Genomic DNA, 20,216 nt, shown 5'->3' on the forward strand with positions numbered 1-20,216 from the left:
CACAGCGGCCACTTCGGTGGCCCTCGTGGCAGGCATGACCGGCCCCGCGGCGTCCATCGCCACGTCCGCGACCACCACGACGACCACACCGAACACCACGCGCTGGGACGGCAACCACCGGATCCAGCTCATCACCGGCGACCACGTGCTGGTCGGCGACAAGGGCCAGGTGGTGAGCTTCGAGTCCGCCAAGGGCCGTGAGCGCATACCCGTACAGGTGCAGCGCACCAAGGACCACACACTGGTGGTGCCCAGCGACGCGCAGCGCCTGATCGCCACGGGCAAGCTGGACCAGCGGCTCTTCGACGTCGACGAACTCACCGACCCGCTGCTGCGCAAGAGCCACCGCGACGGGCTCAAGCTGATCGTGCAGTACGAAGGGGGCGCCAATGCCGCACGGGCCGAGGTGAGTTCGGCCGGCGACACCCAGGTCCGGCGCACGTTCCCGACCATCAACGCCGACGCCCTCCGTACGTCGCAGGACGACGTGGCCAGGGTGTGGGAGGCGCTGACCGACCACGGCAAGGACGGCGCGCGCGCCACCGCCGCCGGCATCGGCAAGGTGTGGCTGGACGGGATACGCAGGGCGAGCCTGGACCGCAGTGTCGAGCAGATCGGCGCCGACAAGGCGTGGGCGGCCGGGTACGACGGCAAGGGCGTCAAGATCGCAGTCCTCGACACCGGGATCGACAAGGCCCACGACGACCTGAAGACCCAGGTCGTCGGCGAGAAGAACTTCTCCACCTCCCCCGACACCGCGGACCGTGTCGGACACGGCACGCACGTCGCCTCGATCGCCGCCGGTACCGGCGCCACATCGGGCGGCAGGTACAAGGGTGTCGCCTCCGGTGCCAAGATCATCAGCGGGAAGGTGCTGAACGACGAAGGCAGCGGGGACGACTCCAGCATCATCGCGGGCATGGAGTGGGCCGCCGCCGAAGGTGCGGACGTCGTCAACCTCAGTCTCGGAGGCCCGGACTCCCCCGGCGTCGACCCGATGGAAGCGGCGGTCAACAGGCTGTCCGCCGAGAAGGGCATCCTGTTCGCCATCGCCGCGGGCAACGATGGCGAAGGCGGCGTCTCGACGGTGGGATCGCCCGGCAGCGCGGACGCCGCGCTGACCGTCGGCGCCGTCGACAAGGACGACAAGCTGGCGCCCTTCTCGAGCATCGGTCCGCGCACCGGCGACGGAGCCGTCAAACCGGACGTGACCGCGCCCGGCGTCGCCATCACCGCGGCCGCGGCCCCCGGCAGCACGCTCGACACCCGCCCCGGCACACCGCACCCGGCCCCCGGCTACCTGCAGATCGACGGCACCTCCATGGCCACGCCCCACGTGGCGGGCGCGGCGGCGATCCTGAAACAGCAGCATCCGGACTGGAAGTCCGCCGAGCTCAAGGGCGCGCTGACCGCCTCCGCCAAGGGCGGCGACTACACCCCCTTCCAGCAGGGCTCGGGCCGCATCCAGGTCGACAAGGCGCTGGCCCAGAGTGTGATCGCCGATCCGGTCTCGCTGAGCTTCGGCGTCGCACAGTGGCCGCATCCCGACGACCAGGCCCTCACCAGGAAGGTCGGTTACCGCAACCTCGGTACGAGCGACGTCACCCTTGACCTCTCGGTGTCCGCGCTGGACCCGGCGGGCAAGCCGGCCCCGGCCGGGTTCTTCGCGCTCGGCACCACCAAGGTGACCGTGCCCGCCGGCGGCACGGCCGAAGTCGACCTGACCGCCGACACCCGGATCGGCGACGCCGACGGGACCTACTCCGGCTACGTCACCGCCACCGGCGCGGGCCAGTCCGTCCGTACGGCCGCGGTGGCCGTCCGCGAGGCGGAGTCCTACGACCTGACGCTGAGGACCATCGACCGCGACGGCGCCGACGCCCGGAACTTCTCCAACTCCCTGCTCGGCGTCGGCGGCTCCGGCAAGGGCTTCCAGGCCCGTATCGACAATGAGCCGGGCACGCACAAGATCCGTGTGCCCAAGGGCTCGTATACGTTCAACGCGGCGGTCTACCAGGACCCGTCGGACCTCACCAAGGGCACCGACTGGATCGCCCAGCCGAAGCTGGACGTCTCCGGCGACACCACGGTCACCGCCGACGCGCGCACCACCAAGCCGGTGGACATCACCGTGCCCGGCCTCGACAAGGTGGACTACGGGGGGACGTACTACGAGCTCGCGACCGACATCGGCCGCGTCGGCAACGGCTGGGTCCTCAGGGGTTTCACCAACTTCCGTACCGCGCACATGGGTCCGGGCGTCAGCGACGGCTCGCTCCTCCAGACCTGGGACGCGCACCTGCTCAAGGACGCGACCGCTCAGTACTCGGTGGCCTTCGGCGGCAAGACGCAGAAGGTCGCGACCGGCTACACCAAGCACGTGAAGGCGAACGAACTGGCGACGCTCAAGGTTGCCGTCGGTGCCTCCGCTCCCGGCAAGACCACTCTCACCTCTCCGTTCGCCCATCTGCCGGGTGCGCCGGAGGGCAACGGGTTCACGGCGCCGCAGACCACGCCCGCCACGCGCACCTTCTACGTCTCCACCGCCGACGGCGTCGAGTGGCTGACGAGGTCGGAGCAGTTCGGCGAGCCCGACAAGTGGGGTTACCCGGCCTTCGACGGCGTCTACGAGATGACCGAACCGAAGCGCTACGAAGCCCGCAGGACGTACCGGGAGACGTTCAACACCGGCGTCTTCGGCCCGCTCCTGGGCGAGAAGACGGGCGTCTTCCGCACCGCACCCGACCCGGCCACGGGCGAGCAGCAGCTCATCGGCGCCCTGCCGCTGTTCGCCGACGGAAACGGCCACGCGGGCCTGACGACGTACAGCTCGGCCACGTCGACGCTGTACCGCAACGGCGTCAAGGTCGGCGAGAACGACGACCCGCTGAGCGGCACGCAGCCCTTCAAGGTCGACGCCTCCGACGCCGAGTACCGGCTGGCGACCTCCGTGGAACGCCCGGCGAAGCTCGCCGCAGCCTCCACCCGCATCGACACCAGCTTCACGTTCCGTTCGAAGCAGGTCGCGGCCACCACGGCGCTGCCGGTGTCCACGGTCCGCTTCGCGGCCCCCGTCGACCTCGCCTCGCGCGCCCCGGCGGGCAAGTCGGTCCACATCCCGGTGACCGTGCAGGGCTCGGCGGCCGGGAAGAACCTCAAGTCGCTCGCCGTGTCCGTGAGCTATGACGACGGGAAGACCTGGCAGCCCGTGAAGGTCGCGAACGGCAGGATCTCCGTGAAGAACCCGGCGAGGGACAAGGCCATCTCGTTCTTCGCCGATGTCACGGACAAGCAGGGCAACAAGTCGTCGCTGACGATCCACAACGCGTATTACGGCAGCTGACGTCGCCCCGGCGACGAACCTCGTGTGACGACGACGTGCTGGAAGCGTTCAAGAGCGCTTCCAGCACGTTCCGCCGCGGACGTGTACCTGATCGTCGGGGGAGCCCTCTCGCGGCAGGTCCTCCGGACGGATCGCCCCGCCGTGCCGGTGCGGGCCCGCCACCCTATGCTCGGGGTATGCCACGCCGCCCGATGCACATGTCCGAAGCGGCCAAGGCCGCGCTGCGCACCGCCTTGCAGAAGCTGCGGACCGATCTGCACGCCCCCGCGGCCTTCCCCGCACCCGTGCTCGAAGCGGCCGACGCCGCCGCCCACGCGCCCCGGCTGCCCGACAAGGACGCCACCTGCCTGCCGCTCTTCACGATCGACCTGCCGACGTCGAAGGACCTCGACCAGGCCATGTACCTGGAGCGGCGCCCCGGCGGCGGTTTCCGCGTGTACTACGCCATCGCCGACGTCGCCGCCTTCGTCGCGCCCGGCGGCGCGCTGGATGCCGAGGCCCGCAAGCGGATCGTGACGCTGTACTTCCCCGACGGCAAGGTGCCCCTGCACCCGCCCGTGCTCTCCGAGGGCGCGGCCAGCCTGCTGCCGGACCAGACCGTCCCCGCCCTGCTGTGGCAGCACGACCTCGACGCCGACGGCGGGGTGACCACGTCGCACGTGAGCCGCGCCCTGGTCCGCAGTCGGGCCAAACTCGACTATGCGGGCGTCCAGCACGCCATCGACTCCGGCACCGCGGAGGAGCCCGTGGCCCTGCTGCGCGACATCGGCACCCTGTGCGAGGCCGTTGAAGCCGCGCGGGGTGGCATCTCGCTCACCCTCCCGCAGCAGGAGGTCACGTTCGAGGACGGATCGTTCCGGCTGGGCTACCGGGCGTCGTTGCCCGTGGACGGCTGGAACGAGCAGATCTCCCTCATGACCGGGATGGCCGCGGCCCGGATGATGCTGGACAGCGGTCCGGGCATCCTGCGGACCCAGGACACGGCCCCGACCCACGAGGTCACCCGACTGCACCGCGTCGCCCAGGGCCTGGGCATCGAGTGGTCGAAGCACCTCTCGTACGCCGAGCTGATCCGCTCGCTCGATCCGAACAACCAGAAGCACGCGGCCTTCCTCCACGAGGCGGCGGGCGCCCTGCTGCTGAAATCGGTCTACAAGTCCTTCCCCGACCACGACCACATCCCCGAGCAGACGAGCCACGCGGCGATCGCGGCCCCGTACACGCACTGCACCGCCCCGCTGCGGCGTCTGGTCGACCGGTACGCCGGTGAGCTGTGCGTGGCTGCCGGCGATGGCCAGGCCCCGCCGAACTGGGTGCTCGAGGCCCTGGACGACCTGCCGAGCAGGATGACGAAGGCGAAGGGGAGCGCGGCGGACCGGCAGTCCGTGGACCTGGTGGAGGCGGCAGTGCTCATGGACCGGGTGGGCGGCATCTTCGACGCCACGGTGATCGACACCGACGAGGAAGAGGAACCGTCGAACCGGCGGGAGGGACAGGTCCAGATGGCGGAACCCGCCGTGGTGGGCAGAGTCACCTCGGCGGACGTCGACCTCGCGCTGGGCTCAAGTGTCCGGGTCAGGCTCGAGCGGGCCGACCCCGCGTTCCCTGACCGGGACAAGAAGATCCTCTTCAGCTTGCTCCAGGACTGATGCGATCGGGCTCGCCCGCTTCGCCGACCCTGGGCGGCCATGTCCGCACGGACGCCGCCCGCTTCCTGGCCGAACGCGGTGACGAGCGGGCCGCCGACCTGCTGGCCGGCCTGGCAGCGGACACCGCCCTGGGCGCCGACTCCCGCACGTGGGCGGCGCGCATCCTGGCCGAAACCGGGGGCCTTGATGATGCGGGCGCCCGATGAAGGCGTACACCGGCCCCCGGAACGCGGACGGAGCCATGGCGCAGAACACGGTCGCCGCCGGGCCCCTCATGGTGCGCTGACCAGCAGAAACGGAGAGCCGCTGCGGCTGGGGTATCGATTAGGATTCCGGCGTTGTCGATTCGTTTGCGGACCAAGGATGGTGGCCGATGCTGGTGCGGGTTGACTGGCGCGCGATCACGACGGAGGCCGTGCCCGGTGATCTGCTGAGATTCCGGCCCGGGACGGCAGCCCGGATCTGGCCGGACGGGGAGGGTGCGCGCTTCGCGACGGAGGTCGGAGTCCCGCACTCGGGCGGGCTCTTCCGCATTCTGGAGGACCTGGCGGACCGGGATCCGGCGAACCCGGACAGGGCCTTCGCCACGGGCCTGGACCCCGAGCCGCTCGACACTCCGCACGGGACGATGCAGCCGCTGGGGAGGCTCTTCCAGGCAGACGTCTTCGTCCGTCTCGACGACGGGACGATCTGGGTCTGCGACCCGGACTCCGAGATCGAGTACGAGCTGATCCACCGGGATCTCTCCTCGCTCAGCTACCTCGTCTACAAGTTCGCCGTGGAGAGGCCGGGCCCGGACGAGCGCCCGGATCCCAACGACTGGGCCGACGTGGAGGAGATCGTCCGCGAGGGCATGTCCCGGTGGGATCCCCTTCCGTTCGAGAGCGGGGCGCGGTTCTGGGAGTCGTTCCTCGACTCCTACCCCATGCTGTGACGGGTTGGCGGACGCCATGGTCAGACCGGCCGTGGTGCCCCGCCACGCCGATCTGACCCGGCACGCCGCTCGGCCCGGCCGGAGGAAACGGTGTGTCAGGAGACGCTCTTGGTCGCGCTGGAGACGACGCACTCCTTGCATTCGCTTCCGTCGCCCTTGCCCATGTACGGCGTTGTGGCCTCGGCCTGCTGGGATCCGCCGGCCTTGACCGTCAGGTTGGTGACCCTGGCCGTGGCGGCGAGGGCGCTCGACCCGGGCGCGCCTTCGAACTTCATCGTGATGTTGTAGGTGTAGCTCAACGAGCCGCTGTTGGTGACGGTGAGCCGGGCGACGAGGTTCTTGCCCGAGTCGTCCAGACGGCACTTGTCGATCTTGATGAAGGCCGCCGGCCCCTACGGCCCCGACCTGTGGTGCCGCCGGAACTCCCCGGCCTCGGAGGAGATTTCGCCGATGCCAGCCGCCACGGCCGGGGCCGGCTCCAGGCGCGTCTCGTGCCGTATGCATCCGGCGTCGGCGCGCATGGTCGGTTTGCCCGAGTACCGGTCGGGCCACAGCGACAGTTGATGTCACGGCCGTTGGCCGTTCGGATTCCCAGCAAGTCGGCTCCCGGCGCACCGGTCCCGACCTGGCCTCCGTCGCCGCGTGCACGCGGTCGGTGCGCGGGCCGTACGTGCGCGTGCGTGCCGTTCTCGGGGCGGGTGCGCGAACGGTGGAGCGGGCCCAGACGGCCCGGGGGCCGACTGCGGGCGGGGCCGGCAGTCGGCATGGCGGGGGGTCAGCGGGCGCTGCCGATGTTGCGGTCGGCGTCGGAGCCGCTCAGCATCAGGGTGGTTTCCTCGATGCGGTGGAAGCGGCCGTCGGGGGCGAGATCGGCGAAGACGTAGACCTCCATGGTGACGGTGGTGCCGTCGTTCTTGGTGATGTGGCAGGTGTGCCGGTCGGCGTACTTGTTGCCGTCGTACAGCTCGTCATGGACCTCGACCGTGCCGCCGGCGACGATGCCGCGCAGGTGGCTGATGTGGTCGAGGAACTCGGCGCGGTCGGCCCAGTCGCCGTCCGTGCGCTGGCGGTACCCGGGCGTGAAGTGGCGCTCGGCGGCCTCCTCCAGGGTGATGTCGCGGTTGAAGAGCAGGTCGCCCAGGGCGGCTTCGATACCGGTGCGGTTCATGACGGCTTCCTTCAGGTGTGGGTTGGGGTAGGTGGGTCCGGACGGGGCGCGCCGGAGGCGGGCCGGGGCCTCAGGCTACGGTTGCGAGGGTGGTGTCGAGCCAGTCGTAGATGCGGGCGAGGGCCAGGCGCATGGCGCCGGGGTGGCAGTGGGCGCCGGCGCCCTCCTCGGCGGTGAACAGCATCAGGGTCTTGGGGCAGGTCAGGTGCTCGTAGAGCTGTTCGGGCTGGCCCTTGAAGAACTCGTCCTCGTCGGCGTCGCACACGAGGGTGGGGCACTGGATCAGCTCGGCGATGCCGCCGGCGAGGGTGTAGTCGAGGTAGGAGGCGCTGAAGGCCCGGGGGGTCTCGACGCCCATCACGTACATGCCGTGGTTGATCGCCCATCGCGCGGTGGCGTCCTGGGCGGTGATCTGCTCGAAGCGTGCGTCGAGTTCGGGGGCGGAGTCCGCGCGCAGGAGCCTTTCGGCCTCGTCGCGGTCGCCGGGGATGTGGCGGGTGGATACCTGGCCGAGGTCGTAGACGCCGTCGACGGCGATCAGGGCGGCGAGGCGGTGCTCGAAGGCTGCTGCTCTGGGGGCGAGTACGCCGCCCATGCTGCTGCCGAGGAGCGCGATGCGGCTGTTGTCGACCTCGGGGAGCGTTTCGGCGAAGTCGACGACCGGGGTGATGACGTTCTCCCAGTCCGGGCGGAAGACCAGGCCTTGGTGGTGGCGGGGGCCGGGCTGCCCCGGGCCGTCGAAGGTCAGGACGGTGTACCCGCGCTCCACGGCGGCCAGCGCGCCGCTGAAGTGGAGTTCCTCGGCGGTGCCGTCGAATCCGCTGTGCATGATCAGGGTCGGGCGGGGCGCGGCGGTGTCGTCGGCCCGGTAGAGGTAGCCGGGCAGGGTGGTGCCCTCGTAGGGGATGCGGACCGGTTCGATGCGGGGGGTGTAGAGCGCGGCGGCGGCCTGGAAGCAGGCCACGCTGCGGTCGTAGGTGTATGCGTGGCGGGGGTCGCACGGGTTGCCGTGCTGGAAGAACTCCGCCGACCGGTAGTAGTTCGAGGCGCGCAGGAATCCGTCCCGGGCGCTGACGGTGTAGCCCGCGTCCAGGGCCCGCCGGGCCTCGGCGGCCACCCGGTCGGCGGTCGCCGTCCACTCCTCGTGCCAGCTGTCGTAGTCGCCTTCCTTGATACGGGCGCTGGTGGAGACGGCCTCGCCGAAGTCGGCGCCCCCGTAGGCGATGTGGCTCATCGAGCGCAGGGTCTCGTACCAGAACTGGGGGTTGTCCGGGAACAGCAGCGGCCTCATCACACCCTCCTCAAGCACAGATCTGTGCGTACGCCACGACTGTAGACCGCGCGGGCACCAATAAGCAAATAGTTGTGCTTACGATGTGCGGGTGACTTCGAAACAACCGGCCCCGCGTCTCCGCAAGAGCCCCGAGCAGGTCCGCTCGGCCGTCCACCAGGCCGTCATCGACCTGCTGTCCGACCCCGAGGGCGCGGACCTCACCATCCCCGCGGTCGCGCAGCGCGCCGGGGTGAACCACACCAGCGTCTACCGGCGCTGGGGCAGCCGGGAGGCACTCCTGGCCGACGTGGTCGTCACCCGCCTTGAGCGGGACTGGCCGCTGGCCGACACCGGAACCCTGCGCGGCGACCTGACGGCGTGGGTCGAAGCGGGCGTCGCGAGCATCCGCACCGCCGAAGGGCGGCTGCTGATCCGCGCCGTCGCCCTGTCCATGCCGGGCAGCGCCGCGGCTCAGGGCGAGCGCGCGCAGCAGTTCGAGCGCCGCCTCGGCGCCATCGAGCGCATCCGCGAACGCGCCATGGCCCGCGGCGAGGTTCCCCCGCCGCTCGACCAGATCCTCGACCAGCTCGTCGCGCCGCTCTACCTGCGGGCGATCTTCGGCATCGACCCGCCGGCCTCCGGGTACCCGGAGCTCCTCGTGGACCGCCTCCTCGGCAGCACGGCCACGCCGCAGCCGACCTGAGGACGCAGGACATCCCGAGAGCTCGTGGGGCGTGCCGGCTTTCGGGTTGATCCCGGCGGCCCGGTAGTCCTGCGGCGCTCAGCCGTCGGCGCCGGAGGAGATGCGGGCTGCGGCGGGCACGGTGCATGGACGCCGGCGACCGCGCCCGGTTCGAGGGGCCCCGACCTGGCCTCCAGGAACTCTGACCCTCCCACTACCCCCGAGGGACGGCCAGGTCCGTGAGCAGCGCGCCGCCCGGCCCGAGGTCCGACCAGGCGCCTTGCCGGCTCAGTACGGCCACGGCCGAGGTGGGGAACTTGGTGCGGACGCGCTCCAAGGCGTCCCCCACGGCCGCCCCGGCAACCAGCAGCACCAGATCCTCCAGGCCCGGGTTGTGCCCGACCAGCAGCAAGGTGCCCACCTCGGGCGAGACTTCGCGGACGACGTCGAGCAGGTCCCGCGCGTCCGCCGCGTACAGGCGCGGATCGTGCCGGACGGGCGGCGTACGGTCCAGCTCCGCCGCGGCCAGGTCCCAGGTCTCCCGCGTGCGGCGCGCCGGGGAGCACAGCACGAGATCCGGCACGCCGAAGGAGCGGGCGAGCAGTCGGCCGGCCGCGGGCGCGTCGCGCAGCCCGCGGGGCCCGAGCGGACGGTCGTGGTCGGGAACCCCGTCCGGCCAGGCGCTCTTGGCGTGTCGCAGGACCACGAGTCGGCGCGCCGCGCCTTCCGCGGCCGCGTTCCGTACGTCCTGAACCCCGGGGGCTTGATCGCGATGGCTCATACCCCCGAGCGTAGAGCCCCGGGCTGTGGAAAGGTCCGTTCGCCGTCGTCGTACTCGCAACGCATTCCCGTACGCGCACCCCCGCGTGCGACGCGGGAGCGCCTGAATTGCCGGAGCCGGGCCGCCATCCGTACCCGACTTGATCGGGCACAGGATGTCGGGTCCGGCAGGGGCGTGATGCCTAGTGTGGTGATCACGAAAGAGGAAGGAGACCGGGAGTGCTGGAGCGTCTCAACCAGACCCTGGAGTACATCGAGCGCCGCCTCGACCGGCAGATCGATGCGGCCGAGCTGACGCGCATCTCGGCCACATCGGAGTACCACCTGCGCCGGATGTTCTCCGCGCTCGCGGGCATGCCGCTGTCGGAGTACATACGCCGGCGTCGGCTCACGGTCGCGGGTGCCGAGGTGCTCGCAGGGCGTGAGTCTCTCTTGGACATTGCGGTGCGCTACGGCTACGGCTCGGGCGAGGCGTTCGCCCGGGCGTTCCGGGCCATGCACGGGGTCGGCCCCGGCGAGGCCCGGCGTATCGGCGCGGCACTCGTGTCCCAGCCCCGGCTGGCCTTCCGCCTCACCGTCGAAGGGAGCAGCAGCATGCGTTATCGCGTAGTGGACAGGCCGGACTTCAGCGTCGTCGGCCTCAAGGCCCGGGTGCCGTTGGTACACGCGGGGCCGAACCAGGCGATCATCGACTTCGTCCGCGGGATCGACCCACAGATCCTGGGGCGCCTGGAAAAGCTGTCGGACCAGGAGCCGCAGGGCATCGTCGCGGTCTGCGACGACCTGGACCCGAGCCGCGCCGAAGGCACCGAGCTCGACTACTACCAAGGGGTGATCACGTCGGCGGCTGCCCCCGACGGCACCACGGCACTCCCCGTCCCGGCCGGCGTCTGGGCGGTCTTCACCACCTCCGGGCCTGCGCCACAGGCCATCCAGGAGCTGTGGCGGGACGTGTTCACGCAGTGGTTTCCGTCCAACCCGTACCGCAGCCGCCCCGGCCCCGAGATCCTGCACACCCGCGCGTCCTCGGACAGGACCGAAGTCGAAGCTGAGCTGTGGCTTCCGGTGGAGCGGGAACAGAACTGAACACCGCGCCTGACCGGTGAGCGCTTCAGTCGGCCGAAGAGGCCGACTGAAGCGCTCCTTGGCGTGTCGGCGGGTTGGTTCCTCATGCCGTCCGGGTGGCTTTGCCCGTTGGGCCGCAAGACCGACGCCAAGGACGCCTGCGTCATCGCCGACCAGGCACAGATGCGCCGGAACCTGCAGCCCTGCCTCGACGTCGTATGGGCCCTCGTACGCGATCAGCGAACCCTCGATGCCCAGCCACCTCAGCGTGGTCTCGCCCTGGGGTGAGCCCTGTCGCGCTGGGAAGGTACCTGCTGTCTGCTGCCGAGACACCGCTCAGCTCCTGATGAGCGGCTCGTAGGGGTGACCCTCTGGCGTGAAGATGAGAACGAAGTGCTCTCCCACCCGAACAGCTACCTCGCGCAAGCGGGCCAGGACCTCCGCCTGGTTCGGAAGGGTGAGGCCAAGGGCCGCGGCGGCACGGTCCCTTCGGGCCACGAGGTCCGGCTCGCAGTCATCCCGCCGACGATCCTGCTGGCACCGTTCCCTGTCCTCGCCGGACAAGCGACTGCCGGCTGGTGGATTGCGGCCATCACGGGCGGAGCATGGTCGTGTTCCCTCGCGCTGGCCACGTCGAGCCGCTACCGGATCCGGGGGATCGCAGCTTCGGCCACGCTTCTGCTCGCCTCCCTCGTCGTTCTCTACCACTGAGATGGATCGTGAGGGCACCGGGACCCCACTCGGGCACACCTCAGCGCACCGAGCTCGGCAAGCGCTGCCGGCGCGACCTCGATCTGCTGGCCAGTGCAGCCCGTTGGTGACGATCCGAACCTGTACCCGACGGCCCACGGATCTTTCAGCCCACACCTACGACCCAGAGCACATGTCCTCGAGGAGGTGCCGTCCAACGGCATCGACGCTGTCGCGGATCGGCACAAGGTAGGAACCATAGGGTCCCACCGGGCCGGCTGCGAAGATGACTGACCGCTCACGTGCCAGCTGATCAAACGCTCCGCGTCGGACTGGACCTGCGGTGCCTCCGGGGTCCGCTTCCAGGTGCCGTCGCGCTGCCACCTGCGGGGCAGTTCATAGATCCGGTCCCACGGGCCGTACCGCTCGGGGACATCCCGCCATGGCGTGCCGGCCCTGGACCGCCACCGTATTCCGCCGACCAGTTGTCGACGCGTCCACGTCCGCGGCCTCGCCGGTCGGCTAAGGGACGGCGTACGGACGGAGGACCATGAGCGAGTCTTCCAATGTCGCCACCATGGCAAAGGGGAACCGGTCGAGCTCAAGACAGAGTGCGACGTCGTCAGGGTGGACTCCTTGACGCACGCCCTCCGCCAGCTCGGTGGCGGCGCGCGACCCGCCGGCGCGGCGGAGGTACTCAGCTGCATCCGCCCCGGCCTCGGTGGCTCTCCGGGCGATGTATTGAGCGCACGCCAGATCTTCATCGGCGTGCCCGTCTTCGCCCGTGACGACGAACGTGACACTGGCACACTTGCGTGTCCGGAGCAGCCGAGCCGTTGCCTCCGCCACCACGAAGCCGGCGCACAGCACCAGCGACGCCTCCTTGACCGCAAGGGCGCCGACCGTCCCTGCCGTGGTTTTCTGCACGACGGTCCGTCCGCCAAGGTCAATGGACCGCAGCAGGCCCGGCGAGTTGACGGCGTCGAACCCGGGCGCGGGCGGACCGTCTTTGAGTGCCACCCAATCCGGGTGGCGATCCTTGAGCGTCAGGGCTTCGTCCAGCGACCCAGCAAGAACGATCTTCTCCGCCCCCTGGGCAAAGGCCCAGGCGGCCACCGTGAAAGCACGCATGACGTCGACCACGACCGCCACGGACGGGACTTCTATCAGCTCAGGGATGCCAAGGAAACGAGCGTCCATCCGGTCATGATCGCGCACGCCCGACCCGAAGCACCCGGACGGTGATGCGCATCACGTCGACGGTCTCGGAATGCAACATCTCCGGCTGCTTGCATGGCGAAAGCAGTGCGCATCGACTCACCTGCTCGATCGCCACATGGGGTCACCCAGACCTCGTCGGCGTTCACGTCGTCCTGGCCGTCGTCTTCCCGGCTGCACTCGTCACAGATCTCGAAAGCTCCACGGGCTTCCAAGGTCAAGAGCCTGCAGCAGGGACAGGCGTACGGACCGCTGCCAGGCGGGCATACCTCGCGGAGCTCTCTGGGAGCCATCACACGTTGAGTGTTGCATTACCCGGTACGAGGCTCTCGTCCTGTCGCGTCAGAGGCTGCCGAGGAACGCGAGGGTACTGCCGGCGGGGCAGCAACGTCCGGGGCGCCGCGGTCATGAGCCTGGTCAGGGACCTTCATCCCGCCACGGTCGTCACACCGGATCGCTGCGTACGGCTCGACCTTCGACATCTGCGGCATCTGCGGCATGACCAGGCCCTTCGCCAGGAGCACTCGGATGCTGCCCTGGCAAGAACCCCGGTGACTTCAAACTCGGGCGCTGGCTCAGCTTCCCCCGGTGCTGCGCCTGGTCGTGTGTACCAGGTCGTGGGCTGTGGGTGCTTGCGCTAAAGGGCGATCAGCCCGGCTGGCGTCTCTCTGAAGCCACAGGCATTGAAATAGAACGGACGCAGGTGGTCCTCGAAGTCGACGTGAAGCCAAGCGCACTTCGCGGCACGGGCTTCGTCGGCTGCGAACGCAACGAGCCTGGCGCCAACTCCCTTGCCCTGGCAACGCTGGGCGACCACCGTGTCCAGGATGAAGGCATGGGCCCGGCCGTCCCAGACCACGTTGACGAAGCCGATCAGGGAGCCGCCTTCCCAAGCACAGACCCAGCCGAGGCTGTGGCGTTCAAGTCGCGCTCGCCAGTCGGTCTGAGTAGCCGGGTGACCGAAACCGTCGGCATGCAGCTCGTTGAGGGAAGCGTTGTCGAAGTCGCCCCGCCACTCGTACTTGATCGTCACGCCTCGATCGTAAGTTCCGGCCGAGCCTTTCATCGACCCGATTAGGGAGCCAGAAGAACCCGCTTGCGAAGGAGTTGGAATCCCGCGCGGCCGAACATCTGGCGCTTGAGCATCTTGATCCGGTGGACGTGGCCTTCGACGACTCCGGAGTTCCAGGGCAGGGTGAGGCCGGCGATGACGGCGTCGCAGTCTCGGCCGATGCCGGAGGCGAGGGTGTGGAGGCTGGGCAGGTCGTCCTGCCCGGACGGCGTCGAGCCAGTCCGGCAGGCGCTCGCCGTGTCGGCTGGTGAGCATGTCCGGCCATAACAAGGGCGTGGACCGCCGCGTGCCGGGACCGGGTCCGGTCGGCGAACCGGTGTCCTCGTGGCCAAGGTGAGCTCGACGAATCTGCGGCCGGAACGACCTCGAGTATGGATTGCGGTGCTGCAGGCGTCAGGACTCGCAGACAGTGGCGGTGGTGGGGCGACGCTCCGCTCGGCGGCCTCGCTCAGGCTGTGCCCCAGATGCCACCGGTCCGCGACCTGGACTGCCTGCGGCGCTCCTGCTGCGGCGCCCTCGGCGAAGAACGGCGCGCGGTCCCGGCAGACCACCTCGACGCGGGGCCGCTGTGCGAGCCACGCGGCCAGGCTCGATGCTTCCCGGTCCGGGAGGAGGTCGATCGGACGGCGGGTTCCCACGCCCACCAGGACAGTGCCGTAGCAGCGGCCCTTGCGGTGGCGTACTCATCGACGCCGCCCACCCGCGGCGCGGCCACTTCCGGCTCCGGCAGTGCGTCGGCCAGGCGCAGGACCGTACTCCGGCTCACCAACACGCCGAGGAGGGCAGCCAGACGGGCGCCGGTCCGGCCGGCCAAAGCGAGGCCGACTGCGGCCAGGCTCGCACGCAGCCGCTCGATGCGTTGGCCATACCTGCGGGTCAGGCCAGATATCTACTCAAAGGGAGTTCGTCACCATCCGCAGCCCATGCCGTTCAATCAGCCCAGCCCTCGGTGTTGGAGCAGGACTCGTAGGAGTAGCGCGTGTCGCGGTCCCGCTCCTCCCCGGTGATGCGTTTGTATGCCCGGTCCGGTGTGTAGAGCAGGCTCTCGGCCCAGATGAGGTCCGTGGCGTAAGGAGTGAAGGCCGCAGGATCTTTGAGGACGCTGTCGAATTCGGTGCGGCCGGCGGCGACGACCGCGGCACGGGTGTAGAGAAAGGCGTCTCCGCCCAAGTTGTGTCCGTACTCCTTGCGGTCCAGCCGGTAGAGCGCCCATGACAGTTGTTCGGCAAAGCCGATGACCAGCGACAACGGGGACTGGGTGAGGCGCTCGGTCACTGTGGCTGCAAGGAGTTCGGCGTCCGGGTCAGGTTCCGTGGGCATGCAGTCCTCGATGAGCTGCCAGAAGGCGTCTTCGTTCATGCCGGCGAGCATGCCGAAGGGGTCTGACAGCCCTGACTGCTGGGTCACCTGTTTGCTGCTGCGAGAAGGACGTCAAGCCGCGGGCGGCGCGTCCGGGGCCCGGGTGAAGACCCCCGCCGCCGCCGCGGCCCGGGCGGCGCCGGCCGCCCGGCGCGGCAGGGCGGGATCGGGGGCAGCCCGCAGCAGGAGCAGCTCCTGGTAGAGCGGAGCCGTGGCCGCCACCAGCAGGGCCCGCGCGTCCGGGCCGGGCGGGACCTCGCCGCGGTCCACCGCCCGGGCGACGACCGGTGCGCAGCGGGCGTAGCGGCCCTCCCAGAAGCGGGTCAGCGCTCCCGCGGCTTCGGCGGAGCGGAAGGACGCGGCGATCAGCGCCGTGGTGAGGCTGCCGCCCGGGCCGGGGTGTCCCGGGTGGAGGGCGTCGTAGACCTCCTGGTTGAGAGCGGTGAGGTCGTCCTCGAGGGACCCGGTGTCGGCGGGCTCCCAGGTGTCGTCGGCCGCCGCGTCGAGGACGTCGGCCAGGAGTCCGCCGACGTCGCGCCAGCGCCGGTACACGGTGGTGCGGTGCACTCCCGCCCGTTCGGCGACAGCGTCCACGGTGAGCGCGTCGTACCCGGCGGCGACCAGGACCTCCCCGACGGCCGCCAGCACCTTGGCGCGTACCCGGGCACTGCGTCCTCCGGTCCGGCGCCGGGTCCCGGCAGTTACGGCAGTTCCTGCCGACGCGCCCGGTGCCGCCGGAGCAGGCGAGGCGGCCCGTCCCCCATCGGCGGGGTGGTCCGAGAGATCGCTTGCGGCCGGCTTCGTCATCATGGCACCATCTTAAAGCAACAGTCGTCGCATTAAGGAGTCACGATGTTCATCCGCATCCCGTCCACCGCCCGAGCCGCCCTCCCCCTCGTCGCCCACGCCCAGGAGTACACGTATGACCGCAACCACCGCACAGCTCACCGCGCTTGACGTCACCAAGGCCTACGAGGGCCGCCCCGTCCTCGACTCCGTCAGCTGCTCCCTCCCGCCCGGCGGCCGGATCGGCATCGTCGGCGAGAACGGCTCCGGCAAGTCGACCCTGCTCCGCCTGTTCGCTGGTGTCGAGCGCCCGGACCGGGGCCGGATCACCGTCCGTGCAGACGGAGGCATCGGGTACCTCGCCCAGGAAGAGGAGCTGCCCGGGCAGCTGACCGTGCAGCAGGTCATCGACCGCTCCCTCGCCCCACTGCGGTCCATCGAGGCCGAGTTGCGCCGGATGGAGCAGCGCATGACCGACGGCGCCGCCGAAACCGACCCGGCACTGCTCACCGCCTACGCAGACCTGCTGACCGGCTACGAACTGCGCGGCGGCTACGAGGCCGATGCCCGCGTCGAGCGCGCCCTGCACGGCCTCGGACTGGTCCACGTTCCCCGCGACCGCTCGGTCGGCGGCCTCTCGGGCGGCGAACGGGTCAGGCTGCGGCTCGCCGCCCTGCTGGCTGCCGCGCCCGAGGTCCTGCTGCTGGACGAGCCGACCAACCACCTCGACGACGTCGCCCTGTCCTGGCTGGAGGAGCATCTGCGCAGCCGGGCGGGCACCACGGTCACCGTCTCCCACGACCGGGTCTTCCTCGACCGTGTCGCCACCGTCCTGCTGGAGGTGGACGGCGACACCCACCGCGTCGTCCGCTACGGCAACGGGTACGCCGGATACCTCGCCGAGCGCGCCGCCGACCGGCAGCGCCGCACCGAAGCCCATGCCGCCTGGCAGGCCGAGGTCGAGGCACTACGGGCGCGCGCGGCCGGCAGCGCCCGCCGGGTGGCGCCGGGCCGGGCCCGCAAGGACGGCAACAAGATGGCCTACGACCGGGCTGCCGGCAGGGTCCAGCAGTCCGTGGCCGGGCGGGTCCGCCAGGCCGGGGAACGGCTGGAGCGGCTGCTCGCCCACCCCCTGGCCGCGCCGCCCGAACCGCTCCGCTTCACCGCTGCCCCGCGTTCGGGCCGGACGCGGGGGCTGCTGGTGTCGGCCTCGGCCCTGGAGGTCCAGGGCCGGCTGGCCCCTGTCGACCTGGCCCTCTCCGCCGGTGACCGGCTGCTGGTCTCAGGCCCCAACGGGGCGGGGAAGAGCACCCTGTTGGGCCTGCTGGCCGGGGAGACCACGCATGCCGCGCCACCGGCCCGCGGACGCCTCGTACGACGCGGACGGACCGGCTGGCTGCGCCAGTTGCCCGACCGCGGCCCGGCGGGCCGGAGCGTCCTGGCGGCCTTCGGGCACGGTCGGGCCGGCGGCCCCGACGACCATGCCGAACAGCTGCTCTCCCTGGGGCTGTTCACCCGAGACCGACTGGACCTCCCGGTGGGCATCCTCTCCGCCGGGCAGCGGCAGCGCCTGGCGCTGGCCCGGCTGGTGAGCGAGCCGTACGACGTCCTGCTGCTGGACGAGCCCTCAAACCACCTCTCCCCCGCGCTGGTGGAGGAACTGGAGGCCGCGCTGGCCGGCTTCCCCGGCGCGGTGGTCGTCGTCAGCCACGACCGCATGCTGCGCTCGCGCTGGCAGGGGAGGCTGCTGGACCTCCAGCCGGCGACGCGCCACACGCCGGCACCCGCCGGCTGACACCCCCCGCGCCCGGACCCCGCGCTTCCTCTCCCCGTCCCGTTCTGCCGAAAGGACTCCATGCCCCGCGACGTGTCCCTCACCACCGGCCGCTCCTTCCCCGTGGCCGATACCGCGTCAGGCCCCTACGCCCTGGCCACAGGCCCGGACGGAGCGCTGTGGTGCACCCTCGTCCACGCCGGGCGCATCGCCCGCCTCGACCCCGACGGCCGGACGCCCGTGACCGAGTTCCCCCTGGACTCGCCGGACTGCGGGCCCGCCCAGATCACCGCCGGCCCCGATGGCGCGCTCTGGTTCACCCGCATGGGCGACGACAGGATCGGGCGGATCACCACCGACGGCACACCGTGCTCGTACCCCGTCCCCACGCCGGGCAGCGGCCCGTACGGCATCACCACCGGCCCGGACGGGGCGCTGTGGTTCACGGGCCTGAACTCGGACCGGATCGGCCGGATGGAAGGGGACGGCTCCGTCCGGGAGTTCGGGCTGCCCGGGCTCACCGGCGCCTTCCCCTCCATGATCACGTCGGGTGGTGACGGCGCCCTGTGGTTCACGCTCAACCAGGCTCACGCCCTCGGCCGGATCACGACGGCGGGCGAAGTGACCCTCCACACCCTGCCCACCGCGACGGCCGGACCGGTGGGGATCACCGCGGGGCCCGACGGCGCGCTGTGGTTCACGGAGATCGGCACGGGCCGGATCGGCCGGATCACGACGTCAGGGGAGATCACCGGTTTCCCGCTGCCTGATCCGCAGTGCCGTCCCCACGCGATCACCGCGGGCCCGGACGGCGCCCTGTGGTTCACGGAGTGGGCCTCTTCGCACATCGGCCGGCTGACCGTGGCCGGGGAGCTGACGCGGTACCCGCTGCCCGCACGGGACTGCGAGCCCCACGGGCTGGCCTTCGGCCCGGACGGAGCCCTCTACACAGCCCTGGAGCGTGGGGACATCCTGCGGCTGGTCCCGGAGGGCGGGCAGCCGGGCGACCAGTAGGGGTGTCCCATCCGATGGGCCGGCCATAAATTCGCTTGCCCTGACCACGGGTCAACGCGGCACTGTGGCCGGACACCACGAGTCGTGGTGCCGGTGATTCGAGGAGGCAGCGGCTGCAATGGAGATTCGTTCCACGACCGACAAGGACCTTGACGTCTTCGTCGATACAGTCCATGCCGCGTTCGGGCGCTTCCCGGAAACCCCGATCGAGGGCGGCGGGCTCTGGTGGTCGGCCCTCGAAATGGACCGCTGTCTGCTCGCCCTGACGGCGGACGGGCGACCTGTCGGCACCGCCGGCGCGCACTCCTTCGAGCTCACCCTGCCCGGTCAGACCCTCGTCCCGGCCGCCGGGGTGACCGCCGTCGGCGTCCTGCCCTCGCACCGGCGCCAGGGCGTGCTCAGCGCGATGATGCGGCATCAGCTCGCCGAGCTGCGGGCCCGCGGGGAGTTCCTCTCCGTGCTGCTGGCCTCCGAGGCCCGGATCTACGGCAGGTTCGGCTACGGACCGGCGACCTACACCCAGCGGCTGACGGTGCCGCGCCGGCAGGCTGCCCTCGCCCTCCCCCGGGCGCGCGGAACGGCCGATGCCCCGGCGACAGGCTCGGGCACCGGCTCGGGCACCGGCTCGGTCGAGGTGCTGCGGCGTGCCGAGTGCGGCGAGATCCTGGAAGAGGTCTACGACCGGTACCGCCGCGAACAGCCCGGCGCGCTGTCCCGGCCGCACCGCTGGTGGGCCTTGCGCGCGGGGCAGCCCCCGATCTCGCCGGCGCCGCGCTACGTCGCCGTCCACCGTGACGCCGACGGCGTCCCGGACGGGTACGCCAGCTACTCGATCGGCGAGCCCGACACCTTGACGGTCGACGAGACCATTGCCACCGACGACGCCGTCTCCACGGCCCTGACCCGGTTCGTACTCGGACACGACCTGGTCTCCCAGGTCGTGTTCAACCACTGCTCGCCCGACCACCCGCTGCGCTGGCAGCTCGCGGACTTCCGCGCCGGGCAGGTGGGCCGCGACACCGACTGGCTCTGGGTGCGGCTGCTGGACATCCCGCGCGCCCTGACCGCGCGCGCCTGGTTCATGGACGGCGAGCTCGTCCTCGACGTCGAGGACCCGTTCCTCGGCGAGCACGGCCGCTACCTGCTGACCGTCCGGGACGGCAAGGCCGACTGCGCCCCGACGGACCGGGAGCCGGACCTGTCCCTGGACGTGCGCGACCTGGGCTCGGTCTACCTCGGCGGCACCGCCCCGAGCACGCTCGTGCGCGCCGGGCACGTCCGGGCCCACCGCCCGGGCGCGGCCGCCCTCGCCGACTCCCTCTTCCGCGCCGAGCGCTCCCCGCACTGCCTGCACTGGTTCTGACCCCGCGCCCGCCCACCCTGCCGCGCGGGTCGGCGGGTGGCCGCAG

21 protein-coding genes and 1 pseudogene are annotated in these 20,216 nt (G+C 71.0%); 11 read left to right on the plus strand and 11 right to left on the minus strand.

The features are described from left to right. The first annotated feature begins 34 nt into the window (after positions 1–34). From OG299_RS02600 to OG299_RS02615, 4 genes are all read left to right on the plus strand, one after another. Positions 35–3,343 (plus strand): S8 family peptidase, encoded by a 3,309-nt coding sequence (locus tag OG299_RS02600; protein WP_327364437.1) that lies wholly within the window; start codon positions 35–37, stop codon positions 3,341–3,343. 176 nt (positions 3,344–3,519) lie between these two features. Then, positions 3,520–4,992 (plus strand): RNB domain-containing ribonuclease, encoded by a 1,473-nt coding sequence (locus OG299_RS02605; RefSeq protein ID WP_327360280.1) that lies wholly within the window; start codon positions 3,520–3,522, stop codon positions 4,990–4,992. Then, positions 4,992–5,198, plus strand: coding sequence for a hypothetical protein (locus OG299_RS02610; protein ID WP_327360281.1), 207 nt, complete (start codon positions 4,992–4,994; stop codon positions 5,196–5,198). Before OG299_RS02605 ends, OG299_RS02610 begins: the two co-directional genes overlap by 1 nt. 167 nt (positions 5,199–5,365) lie before the next feature. Further along, on the plus strand, positions 5,366–5,926 hold the full coding sequence (locus OG299_RS02615; RefSeq protein ID WP_327360282.1) for an SUKH-4 family immunity protein: 561 nt from the start codon (positions 5,366–5,368) through the stop codon (positions 5,924–5,926). A 95-nt stretch (positions 5,927–6,021) separates the two neighbouring features. Here the strand turns inward: OG299_RS02615 and OG299_RS02620 are convergent, their stop codons facing one another. The 3 genes from OG299_RS02620 to OG299_RS02630 form a co-directional block, all read right to left on the minus strand. Next, on the minus strand, positions 6,022–6,225 hold the full coding sequence (locus OG299_RS02620; RefSeq protein ID WP_327360283.1) for a hypothetical protein: 204 nt from the start codon (positions 6,223–6,225) through the stop codon (positions 6,022–6,024). A gap of 476 nt (positions 6,226–6,701) precedes the next feature. Further along, positions 6,702–7,094, minus strand: a complete 393-nt coding sequence (locus OG299_RS02625) for a nuclear transport factor 2 family protein (RefSeq protein ID WP_327360284.1) — start codon at positions 7,092–7,094, stop codon at positions 6,702–6,704. Between the two features lie 70 nt (positions 7,095–7,164). Further along, the gene (locus OG299_RS02630; RefSeq protein WP_327360285.1) at positions 7,165–8,385 is read right to left on the minus strand and encodes an alpha/beta hydrolase family protein; all 1,221 of its coding nucleotides are present in this window, start codon (positions 8,383–8,385) and stop codon (positions 7,165–7,167) included. Positions 8,386–8,476: 91 nt separating this feature from the next. Between OG299_RS02630 and OG299_RS02635 the strand changes: the two genes are divergently transcribed. Beyond that, positions 8,477–9,070 carry a TetR/AcrR family transcriptional regulator gene (locus tag OG299_RS02635; RefSeq protein WP_327360286.1) on the plus strand — a complete coding sequence of 198 codons (594 nt, stop codon included), beginning with the start codon at positions 8,477–8,479 and terminating at the stop codon, positions 9,068–9,070. Positions 9,071–9,263: 193 nt separating this feature from the next. Here the strand turns inward: OG299_RS02635 and OG299_RS02640 are convergent, their stop codons facing one another. After that, on the minus strand, positions 9,264–9,830 hold the full coding sequence (locus OG299_RS02640; protein WP_327360287.1) for a SixA phosphatase family protein: 567 nt from the start codon (positions 9,828–9,830) through the stop codon (positions 9,264–9,266). A 218-nt stretch (positions 9,831–10,048) separates the two neighbouring features. On the opposite strand from OG299_RS02640, the gene OG299_RS02645 reads away from it, so the two are divergent. The 3 genes from OG299_RS02645 (at position 10,049) to OG299_RS02655 (ending at position 11,605) form a co-directional block, all read left to right on the plus strand. Further along, on the plus strand, positions 10,049–10,915 hold the full coding sequence (locus OG299_RS02645; RefSeq protein ID WP_327360288.1) for an AraC family transcriptional regulator: 867 nt from the start codon (positions 10,049–10,051) through the stop codon (positions 10,913–10,915). A 108-nt stretch (positions 10,916–11,023) separates the two neighbouring features. Beyond that, positions 11,024–11,182, plus strand: a complete 159-nt coding sequence (locus OG299_RS02650) for a hypothetical protein (RefSeq protein ID WP_266638051.1) — start codon at positions 11,024–11,026, stop codon at positions 11,180–11,182. Positions 11,183–11,257: 75 nt separating this feature from the next. Continuing rightward, the gene (locus tag OG299_RS02655) at positions 11,258–11,605 is read left to right on the plus strand and encodes a hypothetical protein (RefSeq protein ID WP_327360289.1); all 348 of its coding nucleotides are present in this window, start codon (positions 11,258–11,260) and stop codon (positions 11,603–11,605) included. Here OG299_RS02655 and OG299_RS42640 read toward each other — a convergent pair. The 7 genes and pseudogenes from OG299_RS42640 to OG299_RS02695 all read right to left on the minus strand — a co-directional run bounded on the left by OG299_RS42640 (position 11,596) and on the right by OG299_RS02695 (position 16,043). Next, entirely contained in the window at positions 11,596–12,189 is a 594-nt protein-coding gene (locus tag OG299_RS42640) for a transposase (protein ID WP_442817476.1), read from the minus strand. The two genes, OG299_RS02655 and OG299_RS42640, sit on opposite strands and share 10 nt — an antisense overlap. After that, positions 12,107–12,784, minus strand: a complete 678-nt coding sequence (locus OG299_RS02665; protein WP_327360290.1) for a 2-phosphosulfolactate phosphatase — start codon at positions 12,782–12,784, stop codon at positions 12,107–12,109. Before OG299_RS02665 ends, OG299_RS42640 begins: the two co-directional genes overlap by 83 nt. Beyond that, on the minus strand, positions 12,751–13,095 hold the full coding sequence (locus tag OG299_RS02670; RefSeq protein WP_266638043.1) for a CPCC family cysteine-rich protein: 345 nt from the start codon (positions 13,093–13,095) through the stop codon (positions 12,751–12,753). The genes OG299_RS02665 and OG299_RS02670 overlap by 34 nt, the downstream gene beginning before the upstream one ends. A 344-nt stretch (positions 13,096–13,439) precedes the next feature. After that, positions 13,440–13,835 (minus strand): GNAT family N-acetyltransferase, encoded by a 396-nt coding sequence (locus tag OG299_RS02675; RefSeq protein WP_327360291.1) that lies wholly within the window; start codon positions 13,833–13,835, stop codon positions 13,440–13,442. 496 nt (positions 13,836–14,331) lie between these two features. Then, positions 14,332–14,518 (minus strand): annotated as a pseudogene (locus OG299_RS02685) (transposase); the annotation flags it as partial. Between the two features lie 286 nt (positions 14,519–14,804). Further along, on the minus strand, positions 14,805–15,233 hold the full coding sequence (locus tag OG299_RS02690; RefSeq protein WP_327360292.1) for a DUF4240 domain-containing protein: 429 nt from the start codon (positions 15,231–15,233) through the stop codon (positions 14,805–14,807). A 72-nt stretch (positions 15,234–15,305) separates the two neighbouring features. Beyond that, positions 15,306–16,043, minus strand: a complete 738-nt coding sequence (locus OG299_RS02695; RefSeq protein ID WP_327360293.1) for a TetR/AcrR family transcriptional regulator — start codon at positions 16,041–16,043, stop codon at positions 15,306–15,308. A 112-nt stretch (positions 16,044–16,155) separates the two neighbouring features. On the opposite strand from OG299_RS02695, the gene OG299_RS02700 reads away from it, so the two are divergent. From OG299_RS02700 to OG299_RS02710, 3 genes are all read left to right on the plus strand, one after another. After that, the gene (locus tag OG299_RS02700; RefSeq protein ID WP_327360294.1) at positions 16,156–17,814 is read left to right on the plus strand and encodes an ABC-F family ATP-binding cassette domain-containing protein; all 1,659 of its coding nucleotides are present in this window, start codon (positions 16,156–16,158) and stop codon (positions 17,812–17,814) included. A gap of 60 nt (positions 17,815–17,874) precedes the next feature. Further along, the gene (locus OG299_RS02705) at positions 17,875–18,807 is read left to right on the plus strand and encodes a virginiamycin B lyase family protein (RefSeq protein WP_327360295.1); all 933 of its coding nucleotides are present in this window, start codon (positions 17,875–17,877) and stop codon (positions 18,805–18,807) included. Positions 18,808–18,925: 118 nt separating this feature from the next. Continuing rightward, on the plus strand, positions 18,926–20,170 hold the full coding sequence (locus tag OG299_RS02710; protein WP_327360296.1) for a GNAT family N-acetyltransferase: 1,245 nt from the start codon (positions 18,926–18,928) through the stop codon (positions 20,168–20,170). The last annotated feature ends 46 nt before the right edge of the window (positions 20,171–20,216 follow it).

This window comes from Streptomyces sp. NBC_01296 (assembly GCF_035984415.1).
Classification (GTDB): domain Bacteria; phylum Actinomycetota; class Actinomycetes; order Streptomycetales; family Streptomycetaceae; genus Streptomyces.

What these genes read in the sequence shown, in the direction of transcription:
- OG299_RS02640 (WP_327360287.1), bottom strand. Translation starts at nt 9,830, where the DNA reads ATGAGCCATCGCGATCAAGCCCCCGGGGTTCAGGACGTACGGAACGCG.
- OG299_RS02630 (WP_327360285.1), bottom strand. Translation starts at nt 8,385, where the DNA reads ATGAGGCCGCTGCTGTTCCCGGACAACCCCCAGTTCTGGTACGAGACC.
- OG299_RS02605 (WP_327360280.1), top strand. Translation starts at nt 3,520, where the DNA reads ATGCCACGCCGCCCGATGCACATGTCCGAAGCGGCCAAGGCCGCGCTG.
- OG299_RS02695 (WP_327360293.1), bottom strand. Translation starts at nt 16,043, where the DNA reads ATGATGACGAAGCCGGCCGCAAGCGATCTCTCGGACCACCCCGCCGAT.
- OG299_RS02625 (WP_327360284.1), bottom strand. Translation starts at nt 7,094, where the DNA reads ATGAACCGCACCGGTATCGAAGCCGCCCTGGGCGACCTGCTCTTCAAC.
- OG299_RS02670 (WP_266638043.1), bottom strand. Translation starts at nt 13,095, where the DNA reads ATGGCTCCCAGAGAGCTCCGCGAGGTATGCCCGCCTGGCAGCGGTCCG.
- OG299_RS02710 (WP_327360296.1), top strand. Translation starts at nt 18,926, where the DNA reads ATGGAGATTCGTTCCACGACCGACAAGGACCTTGACGTCTTCGTCGAT.
- OG299_RS02705 (WP_327360295.1), top strand. Translation starts at nt 17,875, where the DNA reads ATGCCCCGCGACGTGTCCCTCACCACCGGCCGCTCCTTCCCCGTGGCC.
- OG299_RS02610 (WP_327360281.1), top strand. Translation starts at nt 4,992, where the DNA reads ATGCGATCGGGCTCGCCCGCTTCGCCGACCCTGGGCGGCCATGTCCGC.
- OG299_RS02615 (WP_327360282.1), top strand. Translation starts at nt 5,366, where the DNA reads ATGCTGGTGCGGGTTGACTGGCGCGCGATCACGACGGAGGCCGTGCCC.
- OG299_RS02690 (WP_327360292.1), bottom strand. Translation starts at nt 15,233, where the DNA reads ATGAACGAAGACGCCTTCTGGCAGCTCATCGAGGACTGCATGCCCACG.
- OG299_RS02700 (WP_327360294.1), top strand. Translation starts at nt 16,156, where the DNA reads ATGACCGCAACCACCGCACAGCTCACCGCGCTTGACGTCACCAAGGCC.
- OG299_RS02665 (WP_327360290.1), bottom strand. Translation starts at nt 12,784, where the DNA reads ATGGACGCTCGTTTCCTTGGCATCCCTGAGCTGATAGAAGTCCCGTCC.
- OG299_RS02600 (WP_327364437.1), top strand. Translation starts at nt 35, where the DNA reads ATGACCGGCCCCGCGGCGTCCATCGCCACGTCCGCGACCACCACGACG.